Annotated in this window: 22 protein-coding genes; 13 read left to right on the top strand and 9 right to left on the bottom strand. The window is 68.5% G+C overall.

Translation table 11 applies throughout. The annotated features are described in order from the left end of the window. The first annotated feature begins 1 nt into the window (after position 1). The 6 genes from AB8M46_RS04645 to AB8M46_RS04620 all read left to right on the top strand — a co-directional run bounded on the left by AB8M46_RS04645 (position 2) and on the right by AB8M46_RS04620 (position 6,588). Entirely contained in the window at positions 2-1,987 is a 1,986-nt protein-coding gene (locus AB8M46_RS04645; RefSeq protein WP_037341150.1) for a biotin carboxylase N-terminal domain-containing protein, read from the top strand. Beyond that, positions 1,984-3,138, top strand: a complete 1,155-nt coding sequence (locus tag AB8M46_RS04640) for an acyl-CoA dehydrogenase family protein (protein ID WP_037306689.1) — start codon at positions 1,984-1,986, stop codon at positions 3,136-3,138. Before AB8M46_RS04645 ends, AB8M46_RS04640 begins: the two co-directional genes overlap by 4 nt. 43 nt (positions 3,139-3,181) lie before the next feature. Further along, on the top strand, positions 3,182-3,949 hold the full coding sequence (map, locus tag AB8M46_RS04635; RefSeq protein ID WP_125734313.1) for a type I methionyl aminopeptidase: 768 nt from the start codon (positions 3,182-3,184) through the stop codon (positions 3,947-3,949). Between the two features lie 9 nt (positions 3,950-3,958). Further along, entirely contained in the window at positions 3,959-4,465 is a 507-nt protein-coding gene (locus tag AB8M46_RS04630) for a GNAT family N-acetyltransferase (RefSeq protein ID WP_394359637.1), read from the top strand. An 86-nt stretch (positions 4,466-4,551) separates the two neighbouring features. Continuing rightward, positions 4,552-5,415 carry an SDR family oxidoreductase gene (locus AB8M46_RS04625; RefSeq protein ID WP_394359636.1) on the top strand — a complete coding sequence of 288 codons (864 nt, stop codon included), beginning with the start codon at positions 4,552-4,554 and terminating at the stop codon, positions 5,413-5,415. A 117-nt stretch (positions 5,416-5,532) separates the two neighbouring features. After that, positions 5,533-6,588 carry an alpha/beta fold hydrolase gene (locus AB8M46_RS04620; protein WP_125734315.1) on the top strand — a complete coding sequence of 352 codons (1,056 nt, stop codon included), beginning with the start codon at positions 5,533-5,535 and terminating at the stop codon, positions 6,586-6,588. Here AB8M46_RS04620 and AB8M46_RS04615 read toward each other — a convergent pair. The 5 genes from AB8M46_RS04615 to AB8M46_RS04595 form a co-directional block, all read right to left on the bottom strand. Then, positions 6,552-7,559, bottom strand: coding sequence for an MASE1 domain-containing protein (locus tag AB8M46_RS04615; RefSeq protein WP_037342482.1), 1,008 nt, complete (start codon positions 7,557-7,559; stop codon positions 6,552-6,554). The genes AB8M46_RS04620 and AB8M46_RS04615 overlap by 37 nt on opposite strands. A 363-nt stretch (positions 7,560-7,922) precedes the next feature. Further along, a complete protein-coding gene (locus AB8M46_RS04610; protein WP_016337016.1) occupies positions 7,923-9,131 on the bottom strand; it encodes an acyl-CoA dehydrogenase family protein in 1,209 nt (402 codons plus the stop codon). Positions 9,132-9,150: 19 nt separating this feature from the next. Then, complete coding sequence (locus AB8M46_RS04605) at positions 9,151-10,446, bottom strand: acyl-CoA dehydrogenase family protein (protein ID WP_394359635.1); 1,296 nt, start codon at positions 10,444-10,446, stop codon at positions 9,151-9,153. Positions 10,447-10,556: 110 nt separating this feature from the next. Then, the gene (locus tag AB8M46_RS04600) at positions 10,557-11,774 is read right to left on the bottom strand and encodes a low temperature requirement protein A (RefSeq protein ID WP_394359634.1); all 1,218 of its coding nucleotides are present in this window, start codon (positions 11,772-11,774) and stop codon (positions 10,557-10,559) included. 45 nt (positions 11,775-11,819) lie between these two features. After that, a complete protein-coding gene (locus AB8M46_RS04595; protein ID WP_394359633.1) occupies positions 11,820-13,007 on the bottom strand; it encodes a TetR/AcrR family transcriptional regulator in 1,188 nt (395 codons plus the stop codon). Positions 13,008-13,151: 144 nt separating this feature from the next. Between AB8M46_RS04595 and AB8M46_RS04590 the strand changes: the two genes are divergently transcribed. Both AB8M46_RS04590 and AB8M46_RS04585 read left to right on the top strand, forming a co-directional pair. Then, positions 13,152-14,363: an acetyl-CoA C-acetyltransferase gene (locus AB8M46_RS04590; protein WP_016337012.1), complete on the top strand. Its 1,212-nt coding sequence runs from the start codon at positions 13,152-13,154 to the stop codon at positions 14,361-14,363. A 10-nt stretch (positions 14,364-14,373) separates the two neighbouring features. Then, on the top strand, positions 14,374-16,545 hold the full coding sequence (locus AB8M46_RS04585; protein ID WP_394359632.1) for a 3-hydroxyacyl-CoA dehydrogenase NAD-binding domain-containing protein: 2,172 nt from the start codon (positions 14,374-14,376) through the stop codon (positions 16,543-16,545). An 83-nt stretch (positions 16,546-16,628) separates the two neighbouring features. Here AB8M46_RS04585 and AB8M46_RS04580 read toward each other — a convergent pair whose 3' ends face one another. From AB8M46_RS04580 to AB8M46_RS04570, 3 genes are all read right to left on the bottom strand, one after another. Continuing rightward, on the bottom strand, positions 16,629-18,728 hold the full coding sequence (locus AB8M46_RS04580) for an MMPL family transporter (RefSeq protein WP_394359631.1): 2,100 nt from the start codon (positions 18,726-18,728) through the stop codon (positions 16,629-16,631). 109 nt (positions 18,729-18,837) lie between these two features. Beyond that, the gene (locus tag AB8M46_RS04575; RefSeq protein WP_038508744.1) at positions 18,838-19,506 is read right to left on the bottom strand and encodes a response regulator transcription factor; all 669 of its coding nucleotides are present in this window, start codon (positions 19,504-19,506) and stop codon (positions 18,838-18,840) included. Beyond that, entirely contained in the window at positions 19,503-20,579 is a 1,077-nt protein-coding gene (locus AB8M46_RS04570; RefSeq protein ID WP_394359630.1) for a sensor histidine kinase, read from the bottom strand. The genes AB8M46_RS04575 and AB8M46_RS04570 overlap by 4 nt, the downstream gene beginning before the upstream one ends. Before the next feature lie 84 nt (positions 20,580-20,663). On the opposite strand from AB8M46_RS04570, the gene AB8M46_RS04565 reads away from it, so the two are divergent. The 5 genes from AB8M46_RS04565 to AB8M46_RS04545 all read left to right on the top strand — a co-directional run bounded on the left by AB8M46_RS04565 (position 20,664) and on the right by AB8M46_RS04545 (position 24,897). Then, positions 20,664-21,221: an ArsR/SmtB family transcription factor gene (locus AB8M46_RS04565; RefSeq protein ID WP_394359629.1), complete on the top strand. Its 558-nt coding sequence runs from the start codon at positions 20,664-20,666 to the stop codon at positions 21,219-21,221. Further along, on the top strand, positions 21,214-22,101 hold the full coding sequence (locus AB8M46_RS04560; RefSeq protein ID WP_394359628.1) for an SRPBCC domain-containing protein: 888 nt from the start codon (positions 21,214-21,216) through the stop codon (positions 22,099-22,101). Before AB8M46_RS04565 ends, AB8M46_RS04560 begins: the two co-directional genes overlap by 8 nt. A 9-nt stretch (positions 22,102-22,110) precedes the next feature. Then, the gene (locus tag AB8M46_RS04555; protein ID WP_394359627.1) at positions 22,111-22,863 is read left to right on the top strand and encodes an SDR family NAD(P)-dependent oxidoreductase; all 753 of its coding nucleotides are present in this window, start codon (positions 22,111-22,113) and stop codon (positions 22,861-22,863) included. 72 nt (positions 22,864-22,935) lie between these two features. Then, positions 22,936-23,412, top strand: a complete 477-nt coding sequence (locus AB8M46_RS04550) for a DUF3761 domain-containing protein (protein WP_394359626.1) — start codon at positions 22,936-22,938, stop codon at positions 23,410-23,412. Positions 23,413-23,469: 57 nt separating this feature from the next. Next, positions 23,470-24,897, top strand: coding sequence for an MFS transporter (locus AB8M46_RS04545; RefSeq protein ID WP_394359625.1), 1,428 nt, complete (start codon positions 23,470-23,472; stop codon positions 24,895-24,897). A gap of 52 nt (positions 24,898-24,949) precedes the next feature. Here AB8M46_RS04545 and AB8M46_RS04540 read toward each other — a convergent pair whose 3' ends face one another. Then, a complete protein-coding gene (locus tag AB8M46_RS04540) occupies positions 24,950-26,503 on the bottom strand; it encodes an acetolactate synthase large subunit (RefSeq protein WP_394359624.1) in 1,554 nt (517 codons plus the stop codon). Positions 26,504-26,515 lie beyond the last annotated feature (12 nt).

Genomic DNA, 26,515 nt, shown 5'->3' with positions numbered 1-26,515 from the left:
CATGTTCGACACGGTTCTGGTCGCCAACCGCGGGGAGATCGCGGTCCGCGTGATCCGCTCGCTGCAGGGGCTCGGCATCCGTTCGGTCGCGGTGTACAGCGACGCGGACGCCGACGCCCGGCACGTCCGGGAGGCGCATACGGCTGTCCGCATCGGCCCGGCCGAAGCGGCGAAGAGCTATCTGTCCATTCCCGCGATCGTCCAGGCGGCGCTCGACACCGGCGCGCAGGCGGTCCACCCCGGCTACGGCTTCCTCGCGGAGAACGCGGAATTCGCCCGCGCGTGCGCCGAGGCGGGTCTGGTCTTCATCGGTCCGCCGGTCGCGGCCATCGACGCGATGGGCGACAAGATCCGCGCCAAGGCCACGGTCTCCAAGGCCGGGGTCCCGGTCGTGCCCGGCGCGTCCGATGTGGACATTCCCGAGGGTGGTTTCGCGGCCGCCGCCGAGAAGGTCGGCTTCCCGCTGCTGCTCAAGCCGTCCGCCGGTGGTGGCGGCAAGGGGATGCGGCTGGTCAACGAACTGTCCGAATTGGACGCCGCCGTCGAGTCCGCTCGCCGCGAGGCCAAGGGTTCCTTCGGGGACGACACCCTGCTCATGGAGCGGTTCGTCACCACGCCGCGCCATATCGAGATCCAGGTGCTCGCCGACACGCACGGCAACGTGATCCATCTCGGCGAACGTGAGTGCAGCCTGCAGCGGCGGCACCAGAAGATCATCGAAGAGGCACCGTCCGTGCTCCTCGACGAAGCCACGCGCGCGAAGATGGGCGCGTCCGCCGTCGAGGCCGCGCGTTCGGTCGGGTACGTCGGCGCCGGGACGGTCGAGTTCATCGTTTCGGCCACCGCGCCCGACGAGTTCTTCTTCATGGAGATGAACACCCGGCTGCAGGTCGAGCATCCGGTGACCGAATTGGTGACCGGGCTCGATCTCGTGGAGTGGCAGGTCAAGATCGCCGCCGGCGACGTGCTCACCGTGGCGCAGGACGACGTCCGGCTGGACGGCCACGCCGTCGAAGCCCGTGTCTACGCCGAAGATCCCGCCCGCGGTTTCATCCCGACGGGCGGCACCGTGCTCGCGGTCCACGAGCCGTCCGGCGAGGGCGTGCGCGTCGACTCGTGGATGAGCGAGGGCGCGGTCATCGGCTCGAACTACGACCCGATGCTGGCCAAGGTCATCGCCTGGGGCCCGGACCGCGCGGCCGCGTTGCACCGGCTCGATCTGGCGCTGGCGGACACCGCGCTGCTCGGCCTCGGCACCAACGTCGCCTTCCTGCGCGGACTTCTGGCCGACGGCGACGTCCGTGACGGCAAGCTCGACACCGGCCTCGTCGACCGTCGACTGTCCACTTTGGTCTCCGAGGAGGTTCCGCCGGAGTTCTTCGTGGCGGCGGCGCTCGACCGGCTGCTTTCGCTGCAGCCGCAGGGAGACGTCGTCGATCCGTGGGACGTTCCGGACGGCTGGCGGCTCGGTGGTTCGGGCGGGATCGACTTCGCGTTGAAGTCGGGCAGCTCCGAAGCCGTGGTGCGCGTGCAGGGCACTCCGGCGAACGCGCTCGTCAGTGTGGACGGCGCCGAGCCGGTGAGGGTTTCCGCGCGACGCCTCGGCGATCTGCTGGAAGTCCGGCATCCCACCGGTTTCCACCGCTACCGGCACTCGGCCGGGAGCGGGCGCACGGTGTGGCTCGCGCGTGACGGGCACAGCTTCGCCATCGGCGAGCGCGAACGGCTGCGTTCGGCCGCCGGTGCCGCGGGCGGCGCCGGACCGGTCACCAGCCCGATGCCCGGGACCGTGCTCGTGGTCAAGGCCGCCGCCGGTGACGTGGTGACCGCCGGGACCCCGCTCGTGGTCGTCGAGGCGATGAAGATGGAGCACACGATCACCGCGCCGATCGACGGCGTGGTCAGCGAACTCCCCGTCCGCGCCGGCCAACAGGTCGCGCTGGACGAGACGGTAGCCGTGGTGACACCCCAAAAGGATGAGCGATGATCGACTTTCGGCTGGATGACGAGTACGAGGCGCTGCGCAAGACGGTCGAGGAGTTCGCGCGCTCCGAGGTCGCCCCGGTCATCGGCGACCTCTACGAACGGGAGGAATTCCCGTACGAGATCGTCGCGAAGATGGCCGAGATGGGGCTGTTCGGCCTGCCGTTCCCCGAGGAGTACGGCGGTATGGGCGGCGACTACTTCGCGCTCTGCCTGACCCTGGAGGAATTGGCGCGCGTCGATTCCTCGGTCGCGATCACCGTCGAGGCGGGTGTTTCCCTGGGTGCCATGCCGATCTACCGGTTCGGCACCGAGGAACAGAAGGAGAAGTGGCTCCCGGAGCTGTGCGCCGGCACCGCGCTCGGCGCCTTCGGGCTCACCGAACCCGGCGGCGGCTCGGACGCGGGCGCCACCCGCACGCGCGCGAAACTGGACGGCGACACCTGGGTGATCAACGGCAGCAAGTCGTTCATCACCAACTCCGGCACCGACATCACGAAACTGGTCACGGTCACCGCCGTCACCGACGTGAAGGAGAACGGGCGCAAGGAGATCTCGGCGATCATCGTCCCGTCCGGCACGCCGGGCTTCGCCGTCGCGCCGAAGTACTCCAAGGTCGGGTGGAACTGCTCGGACACGCACGAGCTCTCGTTCGACGACGTCCGTGTCCCGGCCGAGAACCTGGTCGGCGAACGCGGCCGCGGCTACGCCCAGTTCCTGTCCATTTTGGACGAAGGCCGGGTCGCGATCGCCGCGCTGAGCGTCGGGCTCGCACAGGGCTGTGTCGACGAATGCCTGCGGTACGTCAAGGAACGCGAGGCGTTCGGGCACAAGATCGGCGAGTACCAGGCGATCCAGTTCAAGATCGCCGACATGGAGGTGCGCACGCACACCGCGCGGCTCGCGTACTACGCGGCGGCGTCGAAGATGCTGCGCGGTGAGCCGTTCAAGAAGGAGGCGTCGATCGCGAAGCTCGTCGCGTCGAACGCCGCCATGGACAACTCGCGCGACGCGACGCAGATCTTCGGCGGGTACGGCTTCATGAACGAGTTCCCGGTGAGCCGCTTCTACCGCGACGCGAAGATCCTGGAGATCGGGGAGGGAACCTCGGAGGTGCAGCGCATGCTGATCGCGCGGCACCTCGGCGTGGCCTGACACCCTTGACCATGCCGATAACTATACCGGTATAGTTATCGGCATGGTCGAGTTGAAATCCGCCGCCGAGCTGGACGCCATGCGTGAGTCCGGCCGTGTCGTGGCGCAGACGTTGCAAGCGGCGAAAGAGGCGTCGGCGATCGGCGTGAGCCTGAAAGAGCTGGACGAGATCGCCGCGCAGGTGATCAGGGACGCCGGCGCGAAGCCGTCGTTCCTCCATTACCGCCCGCATTCCGCGCCGACCCCGTTCCCCGCCGTGATCTGCGCGAGCGTCAACGACGCCGTGGTCCACGGCATCCCGTCGGACTACCGCCTGCGTGACGGTGACCTGGTCAGCATCGACGCCGGCGCCTACATCGACGGCTGGCACGGTGACGCGGCGATCAGTTACGTCGTCGGCGAGGCCGATCCCGCCGACCTCGAACTCATCGCGACCACCGAGCGCGCGCTGGCCGCGGGAATCGCCGCCGCGCAGGTGGGCGGCAAGATGGGCGACATCTCCCACGCCGTCGGCACTGTCGGCCGCGAAGCTGGCTACGGCCTCCTCGCGCATCACGGCGGCCACGGGATCGGCCGCAGCATGCACGAGGATCCGCATTTGCCGAACGAGGGCAAGCCGGGGCGCGGCATGCGTCTCCAGCCAGGGCTGGTGCTGGCGATCGAGCCGATGCTCATCGCCGACGGCCGCGACGCCTACCGGACCGACGACGACGGCTGGACACTGCGCACCGTCCGCGGCGCCAGGGCCGCGCACGTCGAGCACACCGTCGCGATCACCACGGAAGGTCCGCGTGTCCTCACGATGTTGTAGAACGGAAGGATGAGCGACTTCATCATCCGCCAGGGTGGTTCTGGGGATTTCCAAACGTTGCTGGACATGTTCGACGAGGTCGTCGCGTGGCTCGCTTCGCGCGGCAGCGAAGGGCAGTGGGGAAGCGAGCCGTGGTCCACGATCCCGAAGCGGGTCGAGCGGGTGCGCGGGATGGCCGACGGGCCGGGGCTGTACCTCGCCGAGATCGACGGCGAGGTGGCCGGGGCGATCATCCTCGGTGACCGGTTCCCGCATGTCTCGCCGGTCGACGAGCCGGAGATCTACATCGGCCTGCTGCTGACCTCGCGCCGGTTCACCGGGCACCGGGTCGGCTCGCGGCTCATCGGGTTCGCGCTGGCCGAGGCGCGGGAACGCGGTATCGGGCTGGTGCGGGTGGACTGCTGGGCCGGTGGCGACGGCGACCTGCAGCGCTACTACGAGAGCCAGGGCTTCAAACCGACGGAACGCTTCGACGTCAAGGGCTGGATCGGGCAGGTGTTCGAGCAGCGGCCGTAGGACTGGCGTCCATGCGGCTTCGGGTGCACCATAGTTGACACATCGCCAACAGTGCCCCGGACAGTGAAGTCGCAGAGGAGACCGGCATGGCCAAGCGTGAACGTTCCCTGGCAGGCAAGGTCGTCGTGATCACCGGAGCGGCGCAGGGTATCGGGGCCAGTACCGCGACGGCGCTGTCCCGGCTCGGCGCGAAGGTGGTCATCGGCGACCTGGACCAGGTCCTCGCCGAGAAGACCGCGGCGGAACTGGGCGCCGAGGCGCTGCCGCTCGACGTCACCGACACGAAGGGCTTCACCGAATTCCTCGACGAGGTCGAGCGGCGCGTCGGCCCGATCGACGTGCTGATCAACAACGCGGGCATCATGCCGCTCGCGCCGCTCGAAGAAGAGGACGACGCGGCGACCCGCAGGCTGCTCGAGATCAACCTGCACGCGGTCATCCACGGCACCAGGGAAGCCGTGAAACGGATGCGCCCGCGTGGCACCGGCCACATCGTCAACATCGCCTCGATGGCGGGAAAGGCCGGATTCCCCGGCGCGGCGACCTACTGCGCGACGAAACACGCCGTCGTCGGTTTGTCGGAATCGGTGCATCTGGAATTGCACGGGACGGGCGTGCTCGTCTCCTGCGTGATGCCGGCGGTGGTGCGCACGGAACTGGCCAGCGGGCTCGGCGAGGCGAAGTTCTTCAAATCGGTGCAACCCGAAGATGTGGCGCAGGCCATTGTCGATGCGTTGCGCCGCCCCAAGTTCGACGTCTTCGTTCCCGCATCGTTGGACGCCATGGGCAGGATCACACGACTGCTTCCGCGTCGTCTCGGCGAAGGGTTGCTCCGTGCGCTCGGTGGAGACAAGATTCTGTCCTCCGCAACGCATTCCTCCGCCCGCGCGGAGTACGAATCGCGGGCGGCGCGGAGTGCCCCGGCGGCGGAAAAGGGCACCGATTCTTAACTCGGACGGCCTAGCGACCGTCCGAAATGGACTGCCTGTGACGGCGGCGGTGTTGAGTCGTGCGCTCCCAAGCGGCAAGATTACGTCTTACCGCGTTGATTCCCCAGGAGGCACACCATGGCCACACCCCCGGCACGGCTCGCCGCCGCCGCGTCGAACGTCGTCGGGAAGGTGCTGCACGGTGGTGTCGCGGATCTTCGCCCGGTGCCGCGCGTCCTGATCGACCAGGGTCCGAATCGTTCCCTCTACCGGCTGACCAACGGCAAGGGACCCCAGGAGGGCCCGCCGGTGCTGCTGGTGCCGCCGCTGGCCGCGCCCGCGCTGTGCTTCGACCTGCGCCGCGGCTGCAGCCTCGCCGAGCACCTCGTCGAGGGCGGCCGCAACACCTACCTCGTCGACTACGGGAACGTCGCCTTCTCCGACCGGCGCCTCGGTATCGAGCACTGGATCGAGGAGGTGCTCCCGCGGGCGATCCGCAAGGTCAGCGAGGACTCCGGCGGCCAGGGCGTGCACGTCGTCGCCTGGTGCCTCGGCGGGATCTTCTCCCTGCTGACCACCGCCGACCAGCCCGATCTGCCGATCGAGTCGATCGCGACCATCGCGTCGCCGTTCGACTTCACCGCGATCCCGCTGATCGCCCCGTTCCGCCCGCTGGTGGATCTCACCGGCGGCCACCTGCTGACCCCGTTCTACCGGGCGCTCGGCGGCGCACCGTCCTATTTGGTCAGCCGCGTCTTCCGGGCGACCGGGATCAGCAAGGAGATCACCAAACCCCTCGCCATCCTGAAGAATCTCGACGACCGGGACTATCTGGCGCAGATCGAGGCCGTCGACCACTTCATGGACAACATGATCGCCTACCCCGGCCGGACGTTCGGCCAGATCTACCACCGGTTCTTCCGCGCCAACGACCTCGCCGAGGGCACGGTCGACCTCAACGGCCGCATCATCGCGCTGTCCGGGGTGAAGGTGCCGACGCTGGTCATCGCCGGGCAGAACGACACGATCGCCCCGCGCGCCGCCGTCGAACGGCTCACCGAACTGCTGGACAACTCGCCTTCGGTGACCTTCGAGACCGCGCCCGGCGGGCACCTGGGCGTCCTGACCGGCCGGAAGGCCCGCGGGACCACGTGGCGCTACCTCGACCGTTTCCTCGACGAACAGGCCGCCTGAGCCTCGTCCTCGTTGTGCTGGGTGATGGCGCTGCGTAACGATTGGCGAGGCGCGATCATGTCCACCATTTCGGTGATCTGGCGCCAGGCGTCGGTGATCTCGGCGGTCGCGCGGTCGCGTTGCAGGACGATCGTGGACAACGTCAGCGCGGTGAGCCCGACGGTGGCGTCGTAGGCCTGGACGTGCAGCATCCTGGTCGCCAGCTCGTAGGAACCGTAGGGCCCGAGCCCTCGGATCGCGGCGAAGATCGTGACCGTGCAGACGCACAAGGAACACAGCAGCGCTCCGGCTTGCCGGAAGCGCAGCGCCGCCCAGATGAGCACGGGGAAGACCACGAACAGCTTCGGCGTCGTCGTGGAGGCGAGGGCGGCCGTGCCGAGACCGAAGAGCGCGAGCGCCGCCGCCTCACCCCAGCGGACGAGCGGTACCCGTTTGGGCAAACGGAACCTCGGTGCGAGAAGCAGGAGCGGCGTGATCGTCAGGACACCCATCGCGTCGCCGGTCCACCACACGAGCGCGGTCGCCCAGAAATCGCCGGTGCTCAGCGCCTCGCCGAGGACCAGCACGCCGGTGCCCAGTGCGGCGCTTACGGCCGTGCCCCCGATCGCTCCGATCACCACCAGGAGGACGGCGTCGGGAAGCCGGTCGAGCTCGTTGCGGAAACCCAGCCGCCGCATGACCGCGTACGCCAGCATCGGGCCGGCCGTGTTGCCCAGTGAGATCAGGAGAACCGTGCCCAGCGAAGGCCCGAGGGCGATGTTCGTCAGGAGTGAGCCGAGGAAGATGCCCGGCCAGAACCGCGGGCCCAGCAGCATCGGCACCGCCAGCGCGACCCCCGCGGCGGGCCACAGCGGCGAGATCTGTTCCCGCACGATCGCCCACTGGATCCCGATCTGGGCGGTGGCGAAGTAGCAGACCGTGACACCGAGGACGATGAGACACCAGCGTGCCGCAGGGGGAAGCGGTCTCATCGCGACTCCGGCCTTCGCGGGCAAAGGAAAGTTCGAGAGTACCTCTGCCAGGTCACCACGAAGGTGTTGTCGAAATGGTGGAAATAAACGGGCTCGTGGGCGGCGCGGACGGTTGCCACCAAAGGGTGTCTTGGCTACCTGCTGGCTTCCGGGTGCTGCCGGTCTCAGGCTCACGGTTTGTGGCGGTGTGTCGCGAAAGCCACTTTCGCGACGTCTGATGTCCCGAAAGTGGCTTTCGCGACATGATCGCCACGGCGTTCCCGCGCCCGGCCACGGCCGACGTTGCGAAAGCCACTTTCGCAACCTTCAACGTTGCGAAAGTGGCTTTCGCAACCCACGGTTGCCACCCACGAGCCTCGCGCCTTACTTGAGCTCCGCGCTCGTCTTGCCCAGGATCCGGCGCGCCACGATCAGCTGCTGGATCTGTTGCGTGCCTTCGAAGATGTCCAGGATCTTCGCGTCCCGGCTCCACTTCTCCAGCAACGATTCCTCGGTGTAGCCCAGGGTTCCGGCCAGCTCGACGCATTTCAGCGTGATCTCGACGACCGACCGGCCCGCCTTCGCCTTGGCCATCGAGGCCTGCAGCGAGTTCGGCTTGCGGTTGTCGGCCATCCACGCCGACTCCATGGTCAGCAGGTACGCCGACTCGTAGTCCGCCTCCAGCTGCAGGAACGTCGCGGCCGCCGCGTGCTGGCTGTGGACGGGCTTGTCGTAGTCGATGGTCACCCCGGCGTCGGTGAGGATCTTCCGGGTCTCCTCCAGCGCCGCGCGGGCGACACCGATGGCCATCGCGGCGACCAGCGGGCGGGTGTTGTCGAAGGTCTGCATGACCCCCGCGAAACCCTTGGCGGTGTCGATCTCCGGCGTGCCGAGGAGATTCTCCTTAGGCACACGCACGTTCTCGAAGCGCAGCACGGCGGTGTCGGAGGCGCGGATGCCGAGTTTGTGCTCGACGCGCACCACCTCGAAGCCGGGGGTGCCCTTCTCGACGACGAACGACTTGATCGCCGCGCGGCCCTTCGTCTTGTCCAGGGTGGCCCAGACGACGACGGCGTCGGCGCGCTCGCCCGCGGTCACGAAGATCTTCTCGCCGTTGATCACGTACTCGTCGCCGTCGAGGCGCGCGGTCGCGGTGATCGCGGCGGAGTCCGAGCCGCAGTCCGGTTCGGTGATCGCCATCGCGGCCCACAGCCCGGAGAACTTCTTGAGCTGCTCGTCGGTGGCGACCGAGCCGATGGCGGCGTTGCCGAGCCCTTGGCGCGGCATGGACAGCAGCAAGCCGACGTCGCCCCAGCACATCTCGATCGTGCCGAGCACGATGTTGAGGTTGGAACCGTTGCGGTTGCCCGGTTTCTCGTTCTTCTCGGACCGGCGGACCCCCGCCGCGCCCGCGCCGCCCTCGCCGGAGGAGTTCAGCCCGTCCAGCAGCGCGGCGAACATGTCGAGTTCGGCCGGGTAGGTGTGCTCGGCGCGGTCGTACTTGCGCGAGATCGGCCGGAACACCTCGGCCGCGGCCTGGTACGCCTGGTTGATCAGGGTGCCGGCCTTCTTCGGAACCTCAAGGTTGATCATGATTGCCTTTCGAAAAGTCCTAGAGAAGGACGGCGCCTTCCATGACGCCGATGGCCCGGAGGTCGCGGTACCAGCGCTCGACCGGGTGTTCCTTGACGAATCCGTGTCCGCCGAGCAGCTGCACCCCGGCGCTGCCGATCTGCATTCCCTTGTCGGCGGCCAGTTTCCGGGCCAGCGCGACCTCGCGGGCGTACGGCTTGCCCTGTTCGGCGCGAGAAGCGGCGCGCAACGTCACCAGCCGCAGCCCCTCCAGTTCGATGGCGATGTCGGCCACCGAGAACGCGACGGCCTGGCGGTGGCTCACCGGTTCGCCGAACGCCTTGCGCTCGTTGACATACGGCACCACGTAATCGAGGACAGCCTTCGCGGTACCGGCGGCCAGCGCGGCCCAGCCGAGGCGCGAGAGCCGGACGACCTCGGTGAAGACCTCGGCCTTGCCGCCGCCGAGCAGCGCTCCGGCGGGCAGGGCGACCTTCTCCAGGTGCAGTTTCCCGGTCGCCGCGCCGCGCAGGCCCATCGCCGGTTCGGACTCGATGGTGACACCGGAGTTCGAAGACTCGACGAGGAACAGCGCCGGACCACGGCCTTCGAGATCGGCCGACACGATGAACAGTTCGGCGTCCGCGGCCCGCGGGACCAGCGACTTCACGCCGTCGAGCTGGTAGCCCTTCGGCGTGCGGCGGGCCTTCGTGGCGGGCTTGAACGGGTCGAACAGCGCGGTGCGCTCCTGCAGCGCGAGCGCCGCGGCCGGGACGTTCTCGCCGACGAACGCGGGCAGGTAGTCCGCCTGCTGCTGCTCGTCGCCGTAGGACACCAGCGCGTTGCTGACCGCGGACGGCGCGAGCACCGCGACCGCGAGCCCCAGGTCGCCGTGCGCGAGGGCCTCGGCGACCAGCGCGTTCGTGACCACCGACCGCTCGGTGCCGACGCCGCCCAGCTCCTCGGGAATGCCGACGAGCGTGATGCCGAGCTCGGCGGCGCGGCTCAGCAGACCCTCGGGGGCCTGGAGCTTCGCGTCGGCGTCGGCGGCGGCGGGCCGCAGCTGCTCGGCCGCGAACTCCGTCACGGTCTCGACGATGAGCTGCTGATCCTCACTCGGGGTGAGGTCGAACAGTCCCGTGTCCTCGGCAGGCGCGAGCCGCGCGGGCTTGCCGAGCTTCTTGGCGGATTTGAAGGTCCGTCCCGCCGCGCCCGCGACCCGGAAGCCGTTGCGCGTCCCGGCACTGACCAGGTTCTGCACGGGCTTCCGAAGTCCGGCCCGTTCAATGACCTTGCTCCCGGCCAGCCGGGTGAGCGCGGACAGGCCAAGGCCCATCGCGTCTCGTTTCCTAGGCGCACCCACGGTGAGTCTCCCTGCCTCGCTTACCTACTCGTGAGTAGGTTAACTCCCCTCGGGCGGATGCGCTACCACGGGGGAGGCGAACGTCACGCCGATGAGTGATTCCGGGGGTGGAGGAGTCCCGGATTACTCACGAGCTTGCGCCTCTCGAACAGCACCAGCGCGACCGCGGCCACCGCCACGACCCCGACCAGCACGATCGCCGGCACCAGTTCCAGCAACGGCGTCGCCGCCAGCAGGACCACCGCGAGCACCAGCCGTTGCGGGTTCCACGAGCCCAAGTTCCGCTTCCGCAGCCCGCTCAACGCGATCAGATAGAGCGCGAGCCCGCCGGTCAGCGCCCAGATCGGCGTCCCGTGCAGACCGTCGGAAAGGCTGTGGTGCTCGGTGTCGGACACGTACAGCAGCGACTTCTTCAGTCCCAGCGCCACGAGCACGATCCCGGCGATGAGCGGAAGGTGCAGGAACGTGTACGTGTCCGTTCCGATCCGCACCCGCTCCACGCCTTCGGCGCGTTTCAGGTTGTGTTCGGAAACGTGCGCGACGACGGCGAAGTACATCCACCACATCGCCGAAGCGAGCGTGAGCCCGAAGACGGCGGCCAGCGTGATCGGCCAGGACATCGGGTACGAGCTGATCCCGATGCCGATCGCCACGATCGACTCGCCGAGCGCGATGATCACGATCAGCCCGAATCGCTCGGCGAAATGGCCGGGCTGGTGCAGCCGCCAGTCCGAGGAGCGGGTCCGGAAGACGTTGACGTAGTCGGCGAGCAGCGCGACCGCCCAGATGCCGAGCTGCACCCAGCCCGAGAAGAACGCCGCGACGGTCAGCAGCGCGACGCTCGGCAGCAGCCCGACGAACATCCTCAGGACCACCTTGCGCAGCTCCGGATCGGTCCGGGCGGCGCCGAAGTACGCGGTGAGATGCAGCAGCCGCACGAGGAAGTAGCAGCCGACGAACATCAGCGGCGCGTACAGGCCGCCGGGCAGGTCGGTGAACGCCTCCGGGATGGTCAGCGAGACCAGGAACATCGTCCCCATCGCGGCGAACATCGCGAGCTGGGCGATACCGCGGTCGACGTGCAGGGTGTTCGCCAGCCAGGCGTAGGCGCACCAGCACCACCAGAGCACGGCGATCATCGCCACGCCCTGTCCGATGCCGAGCGGGCTGAGGTGATCGGCCATCAGCTGTGTGGTCTGGGTGATGGCGTAGACGAAGACCAGGTCGAAGAAGAGCTCCAGCGTGGTGACCTTGTGGTCTTCGTCCCGGGTCACCAGATGCAGGCCGCGTTTCGTGGGCACGCCGCATATCGTGCACCGCCGGCCTTTGCGGGACACCTGAGTTTGCTAAGAGCTGACTTTCAGGACGGCGTGCGTCAGCGCGGTCAGCTCGGCCTCGATGTTCGGGCGGCCGTTGACCCGCCGGGTGCGCGCGAGGTCGTTCGCGATGGTCAGCGCCGCGTGCACGGTGATCTTCACTTCGCGCAGGCTCAGTTCCGGGTGGACTTCCGACGTCAGCGCGATCCAGCGCGCGACGTAGTCACGCTGGACCCGGATCAGGTCCGCCTTGTCGCGTTCGGGCAGCTCCATCGGGCTGCCGGAGAAGGACACCAGCAGTTCGGGCGTGCGCAGCAGTGTGTGCACATAGGACGCCGCCAGCCTGCGGAGCGCGTCGCGTTCGTCGTCGGTCCGCAGCGCGCGTTCCGCGGCGAGCGCCAGCCGGTCGGCCGCTCGATGTCCGATCGCCACCATCAGCGCGGCCTTGCTGGGGAAGTGCCGGTACACGCTGGGACCGGCGATCCCGGCGGCCGCGCCGATCTCCTCCATGCTCACCGAGCGAAAGCCGCGTCGCCCGAACAGCTCGGTCGCCGCGGCGAGGATCTGCTCGCGGCGGGACGGCTCGCCGAGCGCCATCGACGGCGTCTCCTCCGCCGTCTCCTCGGGCTCGGGGAGTGTGACATGCAGCACCGACTCCGCCAGCTGCACCAGGATCTGCGCGAAGCGTTTCTTCGCCACGGACGTGTGATGCACGGAGACACTGCCGAACACGCTCAGCCCCGCCCAGCACAGCAGCTCGGCGTCGTCGGCGGTCAGTTCCGGACGTAACGCGCGCAGCGCCTTGGACCACGCTTCGAGTACCGCGCCGGACCGGCGGCGGATCTCGCGCCGCTGCTCCCGGGGCAGATGCCTGCCCTCCCAGCGCCACAGCGCGGCGACCTCACGTCGCTCCACCGCTTGTGCGGCGAGGGTGCCCAACAGGGCGTTGACCTGGGCGGGAACGGGGAGACCGTCGGCGAGCGTCTCGGTGGTGGCCGCCTCCATGTCGTCGATGCCGGACAGCACGACGTAGGACAGCACGGCCTGCTTGTCCGCGAAATGCCGGTACAGCGCGGGCCCGGTGATCCCGGCCGCGGCGGCGATGTCGTTGATGCCGACGCCGTGGAACCCGCGGGCGCGAAAGAGCTCCGCGGCGAGGCCGGCCAGCTGGGCCTTGCGGTCGCGCGGTCGCGGTGAACGCTCGGTCGGGTGATCCATAGGTGAACCCACGATAGCGCCGGTTGCGTGCATCGCAACCCATTGACACCATGGGGTTATCGCGGTTTATGTTAATCGGCATTAGCATGGCTACTGGCCGGTACGTTCAACCCTGATACAGCGCCGTACGCGGAGGAGTTTTCTGTGAGTAGCGAGGCCTACATCTACGAGGCGATCCGTACGCCTCGCGGCAAGAACAAGGGCGGTGCCCTCCACGGCACCAAGCCGGTCGATCTCGTGGTCGGCCTCATCGAAGAGCTGAAGGTCCGGCACCCGAACCTCGACCCCGCCGTGATCGACGACATCGTCCTCGGCGTCGTGTCCCCGGTCGGCGAGCAGGGCGCCGTGATCGCGCGCACCGCCGCCTTGAACGCGGGCCTTCCGGAGTCGGTAGCCGGTGTACAGCTGAACCGCTTCTGCGCCTCCGGCCTCGAAGCCACCAACACCGCCGCGCAGAAGGTGCGCTCCGGCTGGGACCAGCTGATCATCGCCGGTGGTGTCGAGTCGATGTCGCGGGTGCCGATGGGCTCCGACGGCGGCGCGCTGTTCATGGACCCCGCCACCGCCTACGACAACTACATCGTCCCGCAGGGCACCGGCGCCGACCTGATCGCGACCATCGAGGGCTTCTCCCGCGAGGACGTCGACGCGTGGGCCGTGCGTTCGCAGGAGAAGGCCGAAGCGGCCTGGTCCGGCGGCTACTTCGCGAAGTCCGTCGTCCCGGTGAAGGACATCAACGGTGTCACGATCCTCGACCACGACGAGCACCGTCGCCCGGGTAGCACCATCGAGGGCCTCGGCAAGCTCAAGCCCGCCTTCGCCGGCATCGGCGAGCTGGGCGGCTTCGACGCCGTCGCGCTGCAGAAGTACCACTCGGTCGAGAAGATCGACCACGTCCACACCGGCGGCAACTCGTCCGGCATCGTCGACGGCGCCGCGCTGGTCCTGGTCGGCAACGAGCAGATCGGCAAGGACTTCGGCCTGACCCCGCGCGCCCGCATCGTGGCGACCGCGACCGTCGGCTCCGAGCCCACGATCATGCTCACCGGCCCGACCCCGGCCACCGAGAAGGTCCTCAAGATCGCCGGCCTCACCCCGGACGACATCGACCTGTGGGAGCTGAACGAGGCCTTCGCCTCGGTCGTCCTCAAGTGGATCAAGGACCTGCACCTCGACGAGGAGAAGGTCAACGTCAACGGCGGCGCCATCGCGATGGGGCACCCGCTGGGCGCCACCGGCGCGATGCTGGTCGGCACCGTCGTCGACGAGCTGGAGCGTCGTCAGGCGCGCCGCGCCCTGGTCACCCTGTGCATCGGCGGCGGCATGGGCGTCGCGACCATCATCGAGCGGGTCTGAGGAAGAGACAATGACTGAAGCGAAGACCATCCGCTGGGAGCAGGACGCCGACGGCATCGTCGTGCTCACCCTGGACGACCCGAAGCAGTCCGCCAACACGATGAACGCCGACTTCCGCGAGTCGCTCGGCGTGGTCGTCGACCGCTTGGAGGCGGAGAAGGACAACATCACCGGTGTCGTCCTGACGTCGGCCAAGAAGACCTTCTTCGCCGGTGGCGACCTCAACGACCTGATCCAGGCGAAGCCGGAACACGCCGCCGAGATCACCCAGAGCAGCTCCCTGATGAAGGGCCAGATGCGTCGGCTCGAGCAGCTGGGCAAGCCGGTCGTGGCCGCCATCAACGGCGCCGCGCTCGGTGGCGGCCTCGAACTCGCGCTCGCGACGCACCACCGCATCGCGGCCGACGTCAAGGGCAGCCAGATCGGCCTCCCCGAGGTCACCCTCGGCCTGCTCCCCGGCGGCGGTGGCGTGGTCCGCACCGTGCGCCTGCTGGGCATCCAGAGCGCGCTGCTGAACGTGCTGCTGCAGGGCCAGCGGCACCGCCCGGCCAAGGCCAAGGAACTCGGCCTCGTGCACGAGCTCGTCGGCACCGTCGAGGAACTGCTCCCGGCCGCGAAGGCGTGGATCAAGGCCAACCCCGAGGGCGGCGTGCAGCCGTGGGACGTCAAGGGCTACAAGATCCCGGGCGGCACCCCGTCGAACCCGAGCTTCGCGGCGAACCTGCCCGCGTTCCCGGCGAACCTGCGCAAGCAGATCAAGGGTGCCAACATGCCGGCCCCGCGGGCGATCCTGGCCGCGGCCATCGAGGGCTCGCAGGTCGACTTCGACACCGCGATCACCGTCGAGACCCGCTACTTCATCAGCCTCGCCACCGGCCAGGTCTCGAAGAACATGACGAAGGCGTTCTTCTTCGACCTGCAGAGCATCAACTCCGGCGGTTCGCGGCCGGAAGGCTTCGAGAAGTACACCGCCAAGAAGGTCGGCGTCGTCGGCGCGGGCATGATGGGCGCCGCGATCGCGTACGTCTCGGCGAAGGCCGGTATCGACGTCGTGCTCAAGGACGTCACCCTCGAAGGCGCCGAAAAGGGCAAGGGCTACGCGGTCAAGCTGGAGGAGAAGGCGCTCTCCCGCGGCAAGACCACGCAGGAGAAGTCCGACGCGCTGCTCGCCAGGATCAAGCCGACCGACAAGGCGGAGGACTTCGCCGGCGTCGACTTCGTGATCGAGGCCGTCTTCGAGAGCGTCGAGCTGAAGCACAAGGTGTTCCAGGAGATCGAGGGCATCGTCAACCCCGACGCCGTGCTCGGTTCCAACACCTCCACGCTGCCGATCACCGCGCTCGCCGAGGGCGTCCAACGGACCGAGGACTTCATCGGGATCCACTTCTTCTCGCCGGTGGACAAGATGCCGCTGGTCGAGATCATCTGCGGTGAGAAGACCTCGCCCGCCACGCTGGCGAAGGTCTTCGACTACACCCTGCAGATCAAGAAGACCCCGATCGTCGTCAACGACAGCCGCGGCTTCTTCACCTCGCGCGTCATCGGCACGTTCCTCAACGAGGCCGTGGCCGCGCTGGGCGAGGGTGTCGAGCCGGCGTCGATCGAGCAGGCCGGTTCGCAGGCCGGGTACCCGGCCCCGCCGCTGCAGCTGATGGACGAGCTGACCCTGACGCTGCCGCGCAAGATCCGCAAGGAGACCCGCGAAGCGATCGAGGCCGCCGGCGGCACCTGGAACGCGCACGCGTCCGAGGGCGTCATCGACCGGATGGTGGAGGAGTTCGACCGCAAGGGCCGCTCCACCGGCTCGGGCTTTTACGACTACGACGAGTCGGGCAAGCGGACCGGTCTCTGGCCGGGCCTGCGCGACGCGTTCAAGTCGGGCAGCGCCGAGGTTCCCTTCGAGGACCTCAAGGAGCGGATGCTGTTCGCCGAGGCGCTCGAGACCGTGAAGTGCTTCGACGAAGGCGTGCTCACCACCGTCGCCGACGCCAACATCGGCTCGATCTTCGGTATCGGCTTCCCGGCGTGGACCGGCGGTGTCATCCAGTACATCAACCAGTACGAGGGTGGCCTGCAGGGCTTCGTCGACCGCGCGCGTGAGCTCGCGGAGCGCTACGGCGACCACTTCACCCCGCCCGCTTCGCTGGTCGAGAAGGCCGCGAAGGGCGAGATCTACGAATAAGGCCGCTTCGCCCGCTTAACGTGCTAGGAACGGTCCTTTCCTTGCGAATTTCGCAAGGAAAGGACCGTTCATAGCATCGGGAGCTAGCGCGACGACGGTTCCAGCGCCACGTGCGGCAACCGCCGGTCCAGCCACCGCGGCAGCCACCAGGCGCGTTCCCCGAGCAGCCGCATCACCGCGGGCACCACGAGACAGCGGATCACGAACGCGTCCACCAGCACCGCCACCGCCAGCCCGAGACCGAACTGCGCCAGCATCCGGTCGGGATTGAGCAGGAACGCGCCGAACACCACGATCATGATCGCCGCCGCGGCCGTGATCACCCCACCGGTGGAGGCGAGCCCTTCGCGGACGGCATGACGCGCGTCGCCGGTACGCCGCCACTCCTCGTGCATCCGGGACACGAGGAACACTTCGTAGTCCATGGAAAGCCCGAACACGATCGCGAAGATCAGCACCGGCACGAACGCTTCGATCGGTCCCGCCTGTACTCCGAACAGGCCGTCGCCGAACACCGCCGTCATCACGCCGAGCGCGGCGCCGATGCTCAGCAGGTTCAGCACGGCCGCCTTGAGCGGGATCAGGATCGAGCGGAAGACGACCATCAGCAGCAACGCCGACAAACCGACGACCACCAGCACGAACAGCGGCAACCGGTCGCCGACGGCGTCCGCGAAGTCGACCGCGGCCGCCACACTTCCGCCGACCAGGTACTTGCCCGGCAGTCCCGGCAGAACCTCGGTCCGCAGCCGCTCGACCAGATCGGCGGTCGCGGCGTCCTGCGGCGAAGACGTGGGGAAGGCGAGAACCGTCGTGACACCCTGGCCCATCGGCGGCGTCACCTTGGCGATGCCCGGTGTGGTCTCGAGTTTCCGTTGCAGCGCGACGCCGTCGCCGTTCTCGGTGACGACGATCAACGGCTCGCTGAACCCGGGGCCGAAACCCTCCGCCATCAGGTCGTAGGCCTGCCGGGTGGTCGACGTCTCCGGGTCGGTGCCCGCGTCGGCGAATCCGAGGCGCATTCCCAGCGCGGGCAAGGAAAGCCCGACGAGGACGAGCAGCCCGATCGCGAGCGGCACCATCGGCCGCCGCTGCACCGCGTCCCCGATTTTGCCCCACGCCTTGCCGTGTTCGCGTTTCGCGGCGTGCTTGCGGATGCCCTTTTCCAGGCGGCGTCCGAAAAGCGAGAGCAGCGCGGGCAGCAGGGTGATCGAGGCGAGCATCGTCACGAGCACCGTGAGCGCGACCGCGAGAGCCACTCCGCGCAGCGAACCGAGCCCGAGTGCGAGAAGGCCGAGCAGCGCGATGATCACCGTGCCGCCGGCGAACAGCACCGATCGGCCCGCGGTGTCCAGCGCCCGCCGCGCCGCCTGTTCGCGGTCGAGACCGCCGAGGATTTCGCCGCGATAGCGGGAAAAGATGAGCAGCGCGTAGTCCACGCCGACGCCGAAGCCGACCAGCATCATCAACGGCGCGGTGTAGCTCGCGATGTCGACGAACCTGCTGACGAGCACGATCACGCCGAGTGTGCTGCCGACGGCGAAGATCGCCGTGATCACCGGGAGCCCGGCGGCGAGGATCGAGCGGAACAGGAAGACGAGGATCACCAGCGCGGCGAGCAAGCCGACACCCTCCGACGGGCCGCCGCCCCCGCTGGTCCGCTTGATCGGCTCGCCACCGAGTTCGACCTGGAGCGCGGCGGTCTCCGCCTTCTTCGCGGTGTCGACGACGCGCACGATGTCGTCGTACGGCAGATCTTTCGACTCCAGGTCGAAAGCGACCGCCGCGTAGCCGATCGTGCCCTCACGTGAGAGGGCCGAAGGGGTGTCGAACGGACTCGTCACCGACTTCACGTGCGGCTGGTTCCGGACTTCGGCGAGCATTGTGTCGATCGGCCCGCGTGCGGTCGCGAGTCCCCCCTCGGTCTTGAAGACGATTTCGGCCGTCGCGCCGGTCTGGGCGGGGGCCTGCGCTTTGAACAGGTCCAAGATCTGCTGGGATTCGGTACCCGGCAGGGAATGGTCGTCGTGGTAGGCGCTGCCCGCCAGCTGCGAGCCCAGCGTGACACCGACGAGGGTGAGCAGCCAGAGCGAAACGGCGAGCCAGCGGTGGCGCTGAGACCAGCCCGCCAGCTTCGAGAGACCGCCCCCAGGCCGCCTCTCGGAAAGAGTGATGGTGTCCATGGCGGAAAGCATCGGCTTTTCCCGGCCGCATATCGTCGGGCCCGGGCGGGCACTCGGGCCACAACTTTTGGGTACCCCTAAGGCGCTTCCCGTACTACCGGGGTTGTGGTCACGGGGTCAACCAGCGCGGGGTGACCATGCCCGATTCGTAGGCCAGCACGACGAGCTGCGCGCGATCACGGACGTCCACTTTGGTCATGATCCGGCTGACGTGCGTCTTCGCCGTCGCCGGGCTGAGCACGAGTTCCTTCGCGATCTCGTCGTTGGACAGTCCGGCCGCGACCAGGCTCATCACCTCGCGTTCCCGCTCGGTGAGCCGGTTCAGGGTGGGCGAGGGGGCGGGCCGGTCCACCCGGCCGGCGAATTCGGAGATCAGGCGGCGGGTGATCGACGGCGCGAGCAACGCGTCGCCCCTGGCGACCACGCGGACACCGTGGATCAGCTCCTCCGGTTCGGTGTCCTTGACCAGGAACCCGCTGGCACCCGCGCGCAAGGCGCCGTAGACGTCCTCGTCGAGGTCGAAGGTGGTGAGGATGACGACCTTGGTCCCGGCCCGCGCCGGATCTCCGAGCAGATGCCGGGTCGCGGTGAGGCCGTCCATCACCGGCATCCGGATGTCCATCAGGACGACGTCGGGTTCGTGTTCGCGCGCGGCTTCGAGGGATTCACGCCCGTCGGCCGCTTCGGCGACCACGCTGATGTCGTCTTCACCGTCCAAAATGGATTTGAACCCGGCGCGGACCAGCCGTTGATCGTCGACAAGCAGGACCCGGATCATTTCTTCACCCGCAGCGGAAGCCGGGCGCGCACGCGGAAGCCACCGTCCTCGCGCGCGGCCGCGGTGAGTTCACCACCGAGTGCCTCGGCCCGTTCGGTCATGCCGCGGATCCCGTTGCCGGGCTCCGCCGTGCCTCCCCGGCCGTCGTCGTCGATCTGCACGGACACATCATGGGGCGTGTAGCCGATCCGCACCACGACGGTATTCGCGGCGGCGTGGCGCGCGACGTTGGTCAGCGCCTCCTGGACGACGCGGAACGCGGCGTGCTCGACGTCAGGTGGCAGTTCCGTCGCCGTGCCGTCGATCTCGGTCCGGACGGTCAGCCCGTGCGCGCCCGCCGACTCGGCCAGTTCGGTGACCCTGGCCAGGCTCGGTGTGTCCACCTGCCGCAACATGCCCAGGGTGGCGCGGAGTTCGCGCAAGGCCTCCTTGCTGGTCTTTTTGATCGTGGTCAATGCCTCCTCGGCCTTCGCCGGATCCTTGCCGTGCAAGGCCGCGCCGGCCTGGACGTTGATGAGCGCCAGGTTGTGGCCGAGGACGTCGTGCAGTTCGCGCGCGATCCGGAGGCGTTCGTCGGTGGCCCTTCGCTGGGCCTCGGCTTCCTTGGTGCGCTCGGCCTCTCGGCGGTAGTACGTCACGGCGCCGACCGCGACCAGCGCGATGAACCAGCCCGCCATCAGCAGGAAGGCGAAGTTGTCCACCTGCCGTGAGGCGCCGCCACCCAGTTCGCCGAGCGCGACGCCGCCCATCGAGGCCGCCGCGACGACCGCCGCGCTCCGGATCCGCCCGGTCGAGGCGTTGTTGTACAGCGCGAAGGCGAACGCGAGCAGGACGAACCCGTCCGGATCGGTCTGCGGGTAGTAGACCGCGCAGCACACCGCGGTGAAGATCGTGACGGGGAGCGGGTACCGGCGGCGCAGGAACAACGCCGCGCAGGCGAGCGCCACGCAGACCCAGCCGACGGCCGCGTTGCGCGGTGTCTCCGCGCCGTCCCCGAGCGAGACCACGACGGAACCCGCGATCACCGCCGCGGTGACCGCGATTTCCGCCGCATGCCGCCGCAGGATCGCCACACGACGAGAGTAGCGCGATCCGGACCGATTGACAAAATAGATTTTTACGTTCAAACTGATTTTTGTGATCAAGGGTGTGACGCCGTGAAGGATGTGGAGTACCTCGATCGGCTGGAGCAGGCGGAGGCGTTGCTGAAACCGCAGCGGGTGGACGTCCTGCGGCAGCTGGCGGAGCCGCGGTCGTGCACCGAGGTGGCGACGGTGCTGGATCAGACTCCCCAGCGGGTCTATTACCACGTGAAGCGACTGGTGGAAGCCGGTCTCGTGAAGCAGGTGTCGGAGCGGAAGGTGCGCGCCGTCAGTGAGGGCGTGTACCAGGCGACCGCGCGTTCGTACTGGCTGTCACCCCGACTGGTCGGACGGCTCGGCCCGCGGGTGGCGCGGGACGAGCTGAGCCTGGGCTACCTGGTGGACCTCATGGAGGAGGTCCAGGCGGACGTCGCCGCGCTCGACCGGGCCGCGCCGGAGCTGCCGTCGATCGGCGTTTCCGGCGAGATCCGGGTGGAGCCCGAGCGGCGCCAGGAGTTCCTCGACGAACTGAAGACGACTTTGCAGGACCTGTTCACCCGCTACGGCGGAGCGGAAGGCGACGCCTTCAAGCTCGCCGTGGCCTGTTACCCGAAGGGAGATGCCCGTGACTGAACCGACGAGGTTCCAGGTGCGCCTGCGCGCGCCGATCGCCGAGGTCTGGCACGCGCTGACCGATCCCGGGGCGCTGCGCGAGTGGCTTTCCGAACACGCGGAAGTCGACCTGCCGTCCCGGTACGAGTTCTGGGGCCGCTACACGCCGGACGGCGATCGTCCGCGCCAGCGACTGTTGCTGGCCGAGGACAACGTCCTGCGGTTCGCGTGGACCGTCGACGGCAAGGAGACCGTCGTCGAGATCGCGCTGACGGAAGACGGGGACGGCACGTCCTTGTCGTTCAGCCAGAACGGTCTGCCGGACTACACCGCGATGCTCGCCGACCCCGATTCGTCACTCGGCATGATGTACACGTTCTGGGCGCTTTCCGTCTCGAACCTCGTCGATCACGTCGAAGGACGGCCGCTCACCGCCCGTTGCGATCTCACCTCCCCGCTGATGAGCGAAGAGGTGCGGATCGACGCGCCGCGCGGTGAGGTCTACTCCTCGATCGCCGATCCCGCCGTGTTCACGCGCTGGTTCGGCGCCCGGATCGAGGCGGAGACCGAGGTCGGCGGCCGCTGGGCGATGGGGTCGCTGGAGAACGACCCGAATCCGGCGAAGATCGTCGACCTGGTGCCCGACACCAAGATGTCGCTCGCGTACCAGGACGGTGTCGTCGCCACTTGGGAGCTCGAGGAGTCCGGCGGCGGCACCAAACTGACGTTCGTCCAAAGTGGATTCTCCGACGAGAAGCCGCCCTACGGCTCGTGGATGGGCTGGCTCAGCGGTTTGGCGGAATTGCGCCGGTTCCACGAGATCGACCCGTGGCTCCCACTGTGGGCCGACGTTCAGCTGGAAGGAATGCCCGAAGGTCTCATCACACTGGATGGAAAGTAGGAGGAAGCGATGTTGCTCGACGGCAGGAACGCGATCATCTACGGTGCGGCGGGTGGAATCGGGAGCGCGGTGGCCCGCGGCTTCGCGAGGGAGGGCGCGACCGTCCATCTCACCGGCCGCACCTTGAAGAAGCTCGACGCGCTGGCCGACGAAATCCGGGCGGCGGGCGGGAAAGCGGAAACGGCGGAATTCGACGCGCTGGACGAAACCGCCATCGTCGAGCATGCCGCTTCGGTGGCCTCCACGGCGGGCAGCGTCGACATCTCGATGAACGTGATCACGCACAACGACGTCCAAGGCACTCCGCTCGTCGAAATGTCGGTGGAGGACTTGGAAAGCCCGGTCCGGACGGCGGTACGGACGAACTTCCTGACCGCACGGGCGGCCGCCCGGCACATGATCGAGCAGGGATCCGGGGTGATCCTGATGTTCGGCGGCGACGGTGACCCGCTGCCGGGATATCACCTCGGTGGGCTCCAGGTCGCGTTCAGCGCGATGGAAGCGTTGCGGCGAGGGCTGGCGTGCGAGCTCGGACCGCAGGGCATCCGTGTCGTGACCCTGCGCACCGGCGGGATCCCGGAGACGATCCCGGCGGGTGCCGGGCTCGACGACGCCATCCGTGACATGGTCGAAGCGACGATGCTCAAGCGGACGGCTTCACTCGAAGACGTCGCCCGGGTGGCCGCCTTCGCCGCGTCGGACCACGCGCGCAGCATGACGGCGACAGCGCTGAATATCAGTTGCGGCACGATGGTCGACTGACCCGCGGCCGCCGTTAACACCGGCGAACGATCTCCCGACTACGCGGCACTACCAGGTGCTGGGGAGGTTGTTATGCCGAAGAGCGCAACGAAGCTGGGCATGGCACTGGCGATCGGACTTCTGGTCGCCGGAGCCTGCGGGGTGGAGACCGTGCCCACCGGGCGGGTCACGCCGGCGACCAGTCGGATGTCGACGCCGGCGACCAGCACGTGGACACCGCCGACGACCACGATCACGGCGACGCCCACGCCGACACCTCAGCAGTTCGTTCCGACGACCACAGCCGCGATCGAGGTACCGAAGCAGGTCGAGCCGAAGCCGACGAAGACGCGTCCGAAGACCACGCAGGCGACGCCGAAGGCACCGAACCCGGCGGAATGCGGAAGCGACTACTACCGCAACACCGACGGTGTGTGCGTCCATCGGCCGGCGAGCGGCCCCGGCGCGGCCGACGGTGCGACCGCCCTCTGCAAGGACGGTTCGTACAGCTACAGCCAGAACCGCCGCGGCACCTGCTCCGGGCACGGCGGGGTCCGTACCTGGCTGTGATCCCGTCCGTTGTTCATTCACTGGGAAGGGTGGTGCTGTGTAAGGTCGGATCATGGGATGCGCATGGTGAAACCGGTCGGACGGGCACCTTCGCCCCGGATCTTCGTGGTCGTGCTCGCTACCTGCGGGCTGGTGGCCTCGTTCATGCAGACGCTGGTCGTCCCGCTCATCCCGGCATTTCCCCGGCTGCTCGGCACGACCCCGTCGGACGCGTCGTGGGTGGTGACGGCGACCCTGATCGCCGGAGCCGTGGTGATGCCGGTGAGCGGCAGGCTCGGCGACCTCTACGGCAAACGCCGGTTGCTGCTGATCAGCCTGGGGTTCCTGGTCGCCGGTTCGGTGGTGTCGGCGCTGACGAGTTCGCTCGCGCTGATGGTCGTCGGCCGGGGGCTCCAGGGCTGCGCGATGGGCGCGATCCCGCTGGGTATCAGCATCATGCGCGACGAGCTCGCACCGGAACGGGTCGGTGCCGCGATCTCGGTGATGAGTTCGACGCTCGGTGTCGGCGGCGCCATCGGGCTCCCGGTGTCGGCGCTGGTCGCGCAGAACGCCGACTGGCACGTCCTCTTCTGGGCGTCGGCGGGGCTCGGCCTCGTTTGCGGCCTGCTGATCCTTTTCGTGGTGCCGGAATCACCGGTGAAGACACCGGCGCCGTTCGACTACCTCGGTGCCTTGGGGTTGACCGTCGGCCTGGTCTGCCTGCTGTTGCCGATCGTCAAGGGCAGCGAATGGGGCTGGGGTAGCGGCCGCACGCTGGCCTTCGGCGGGAGCGCGCTGGTGATCCTGCTGGTCTGGGGTGCCTACCAGCTGCGGCGCCGGGATCCGCTGGTGGATCTGCGGGTCTCCGCGCGGCGCCCGGTGTTGTTCACCAACCTCGCGTCGATCATGATCGGTTTCGCGCTGTACTCGATGGCGTTGTCGTTCCCGCAGCTGCTGCAGGCGCCCGCGTCGACCGGCTACGGCCTCGGCCTGACGATGGTGCAGGCCGGACTCTGCCTCGCGCCGAACGGTCTGGTCATGTTCATGCTGTCGCCGGTTTCGGCCCGGCTCATCGAGCGCTACGGACCGCGTACGACGCTGATGGTCGGTGCCACCACCATCGCGACCGGGTATGTCTTCGCAACCGTGTTGATGGACAACGCTTTCGAGCTGATCACGGCGTCGATCATCATCGGCGGTGGGGTGGGCATCGCCTACGCGGCCATGCCCGCGCTGATCATGGGCTCGGTGCCGGTCACCGAAACCGCGTCCGCGAACGGGCTGAACTCGCTGATGCGCTCCGTCGGCACGTCGACGTCCAGCGCGGTGATGGCGTCCATGCTCGCGTCGCTGGCGATCACCGTCGGCGGGGTCTCCGTCCCGTCCGCGGCCGGATTCCGGCTGAGCTTCGTGGTCGCCGCCGGCGCGGCGCTCCTGGGGCTCGTCTTGACCGCTTTCGTCCCGAAGCAACGTCAGCCCGAGCCGCTGGTCGCTCCGGTCCACTGACGCGCCTCGCGTTGCGATGAAAGGACTTCATCGCAACGCAAGGGCACTCCGCTCAGAACAGCGTCGGAACGATCGCGTCGATCAGGTGCGGTCCCGGCTCGGCGAGCGCGCGCTGGAACTGCTCGGCCAGCTCCTCCGCGGTCGTCGCCCTGGTCGCCGGGACACCCATGCCTTCGGCGATCTTGACGAAGTCCATGTCCGGCCGGGAAAGGTCGAGCAGTTCGTTCGCCTTGGGGCCGTTGGCGTCCGCACCGACGCGCTGCAGCTCCAGCCGCAGGATCGCGTACGCGCGGTTGTTCAGCAGGACCGTGGTGACGTTGAGATTCTCCCGAGCCTGCGTCCACAACGCCGAAATCGTGTACAGCGCGCTGCCGTCGGACTGCAGGTTGATCACCGGCCGGTCCGGCGCGGCGACAGCGGCGCCGGTCGCGACGGGCATGCCGTAGCCGATCGCGCCGCCGGTCAGGGTCAGCACGTCGTGCCGGGGCGCACCGGCGGTCGCGGCGGGCAGCAACAGCCCGGACGTGTTCGCTTCGTCGGCGATGATCGCGCGTTCCGGCAGCAGCGCGCCGATCACCTCGACCCAGTTCTGCGGGGTCAGCGGCCCGGACGGCAACGCGGGCCGGGCGGCCTCCTGCAGTACCGGCTCGGTCTCGGCCGCGACCAGTTCCGCCACATCGGCCAGAGCCCGCGGCACGTCCTGCGCGACTTCGGCCAGCACATGGACCTGCGCGCCTTCGGGTACCAGGTTGCTCGCCTTGCCGGGATAGGCGAAGAACGAGACCGGAGCCTTCGTTCCGGCGACGATCACGTGCTTGATCCCGTCGAGCTGGTACGCGACCTGTTCGGCGAGATAGCCCAGCCGCTCGATCGTCGGCAGGCCCTCGCCGCGTTCGAGCCGGGCGGGAAAGGTCTCGACGAACGTCTTCACGCCGGTCGCGGCCGCGATCCGGCTGGTCGCGCGCAGTCCGGCCTCGCGGCAGCCGCCGCCGCCGACGAGCAGGGCGACCGGTTCACCACTGGTCAGCACTTCGGCGATGTTCTTCACCGTCGTCGCGTCGACGACCTGCGGGATCCGGGGCGGGATGGGTGCGCAGGTTTCGCCGCCTTCGCCCCAGGACGCGTCGGCGGGGAGGATCAGCGTCGCCACCTGCCCGGGGGCGTCCTGGGAGGCCGCGACCGCCGCGGCGGCGTCGGCACCGACGTCCTTCGTGTGCTCCGAACGGCGGACCCAGCCGTCGAGCGAACCGGCGACGGCTTCGATGTCCGACTCGAGCGGGGCGTCGTACTGCTTGTGGTAGGTCGCGTGATCGCCGATCACGTTGACGATCGGGGTGTGGGCGCGACGCGCGTTGTGCAGGTTCGCCAGCCCGTTCCCGAGCCCGGGGCCGAGGTGCAGCAGCGTTGCGGCCGGCTTGTCGGCGATGCGCGCGTACCCGTCAGCGGCGCCGGTGACGACGCCTTCGAACAGGCCGAGCACGCCGCGCATCTCGGGCACGGAGTCGAGCGCGGCCACGAAGTGCATCTCCGAGGTACCCGGATTCGAGAAGCACACGTCGACGCCCGCGTCGACGAGGGTGCGGATCAGGGACTGGGCGCCGTTCATCTCACTCACTTT

Source organism: Amycolatopsis sp. SB7-3 (assembly GCF_041021335.1).
GTDB lineage: Bacteria > Actinomycetota > Actinomycetes > Mycobacteriales > Pseudonocardiaceae > Amycolatopsis > Amycolatopsis japonica.
Note: the sequence above shows the minus strand (reverse complement) of the source record. Positions and strands in the feature narration are given on the sequence as shown.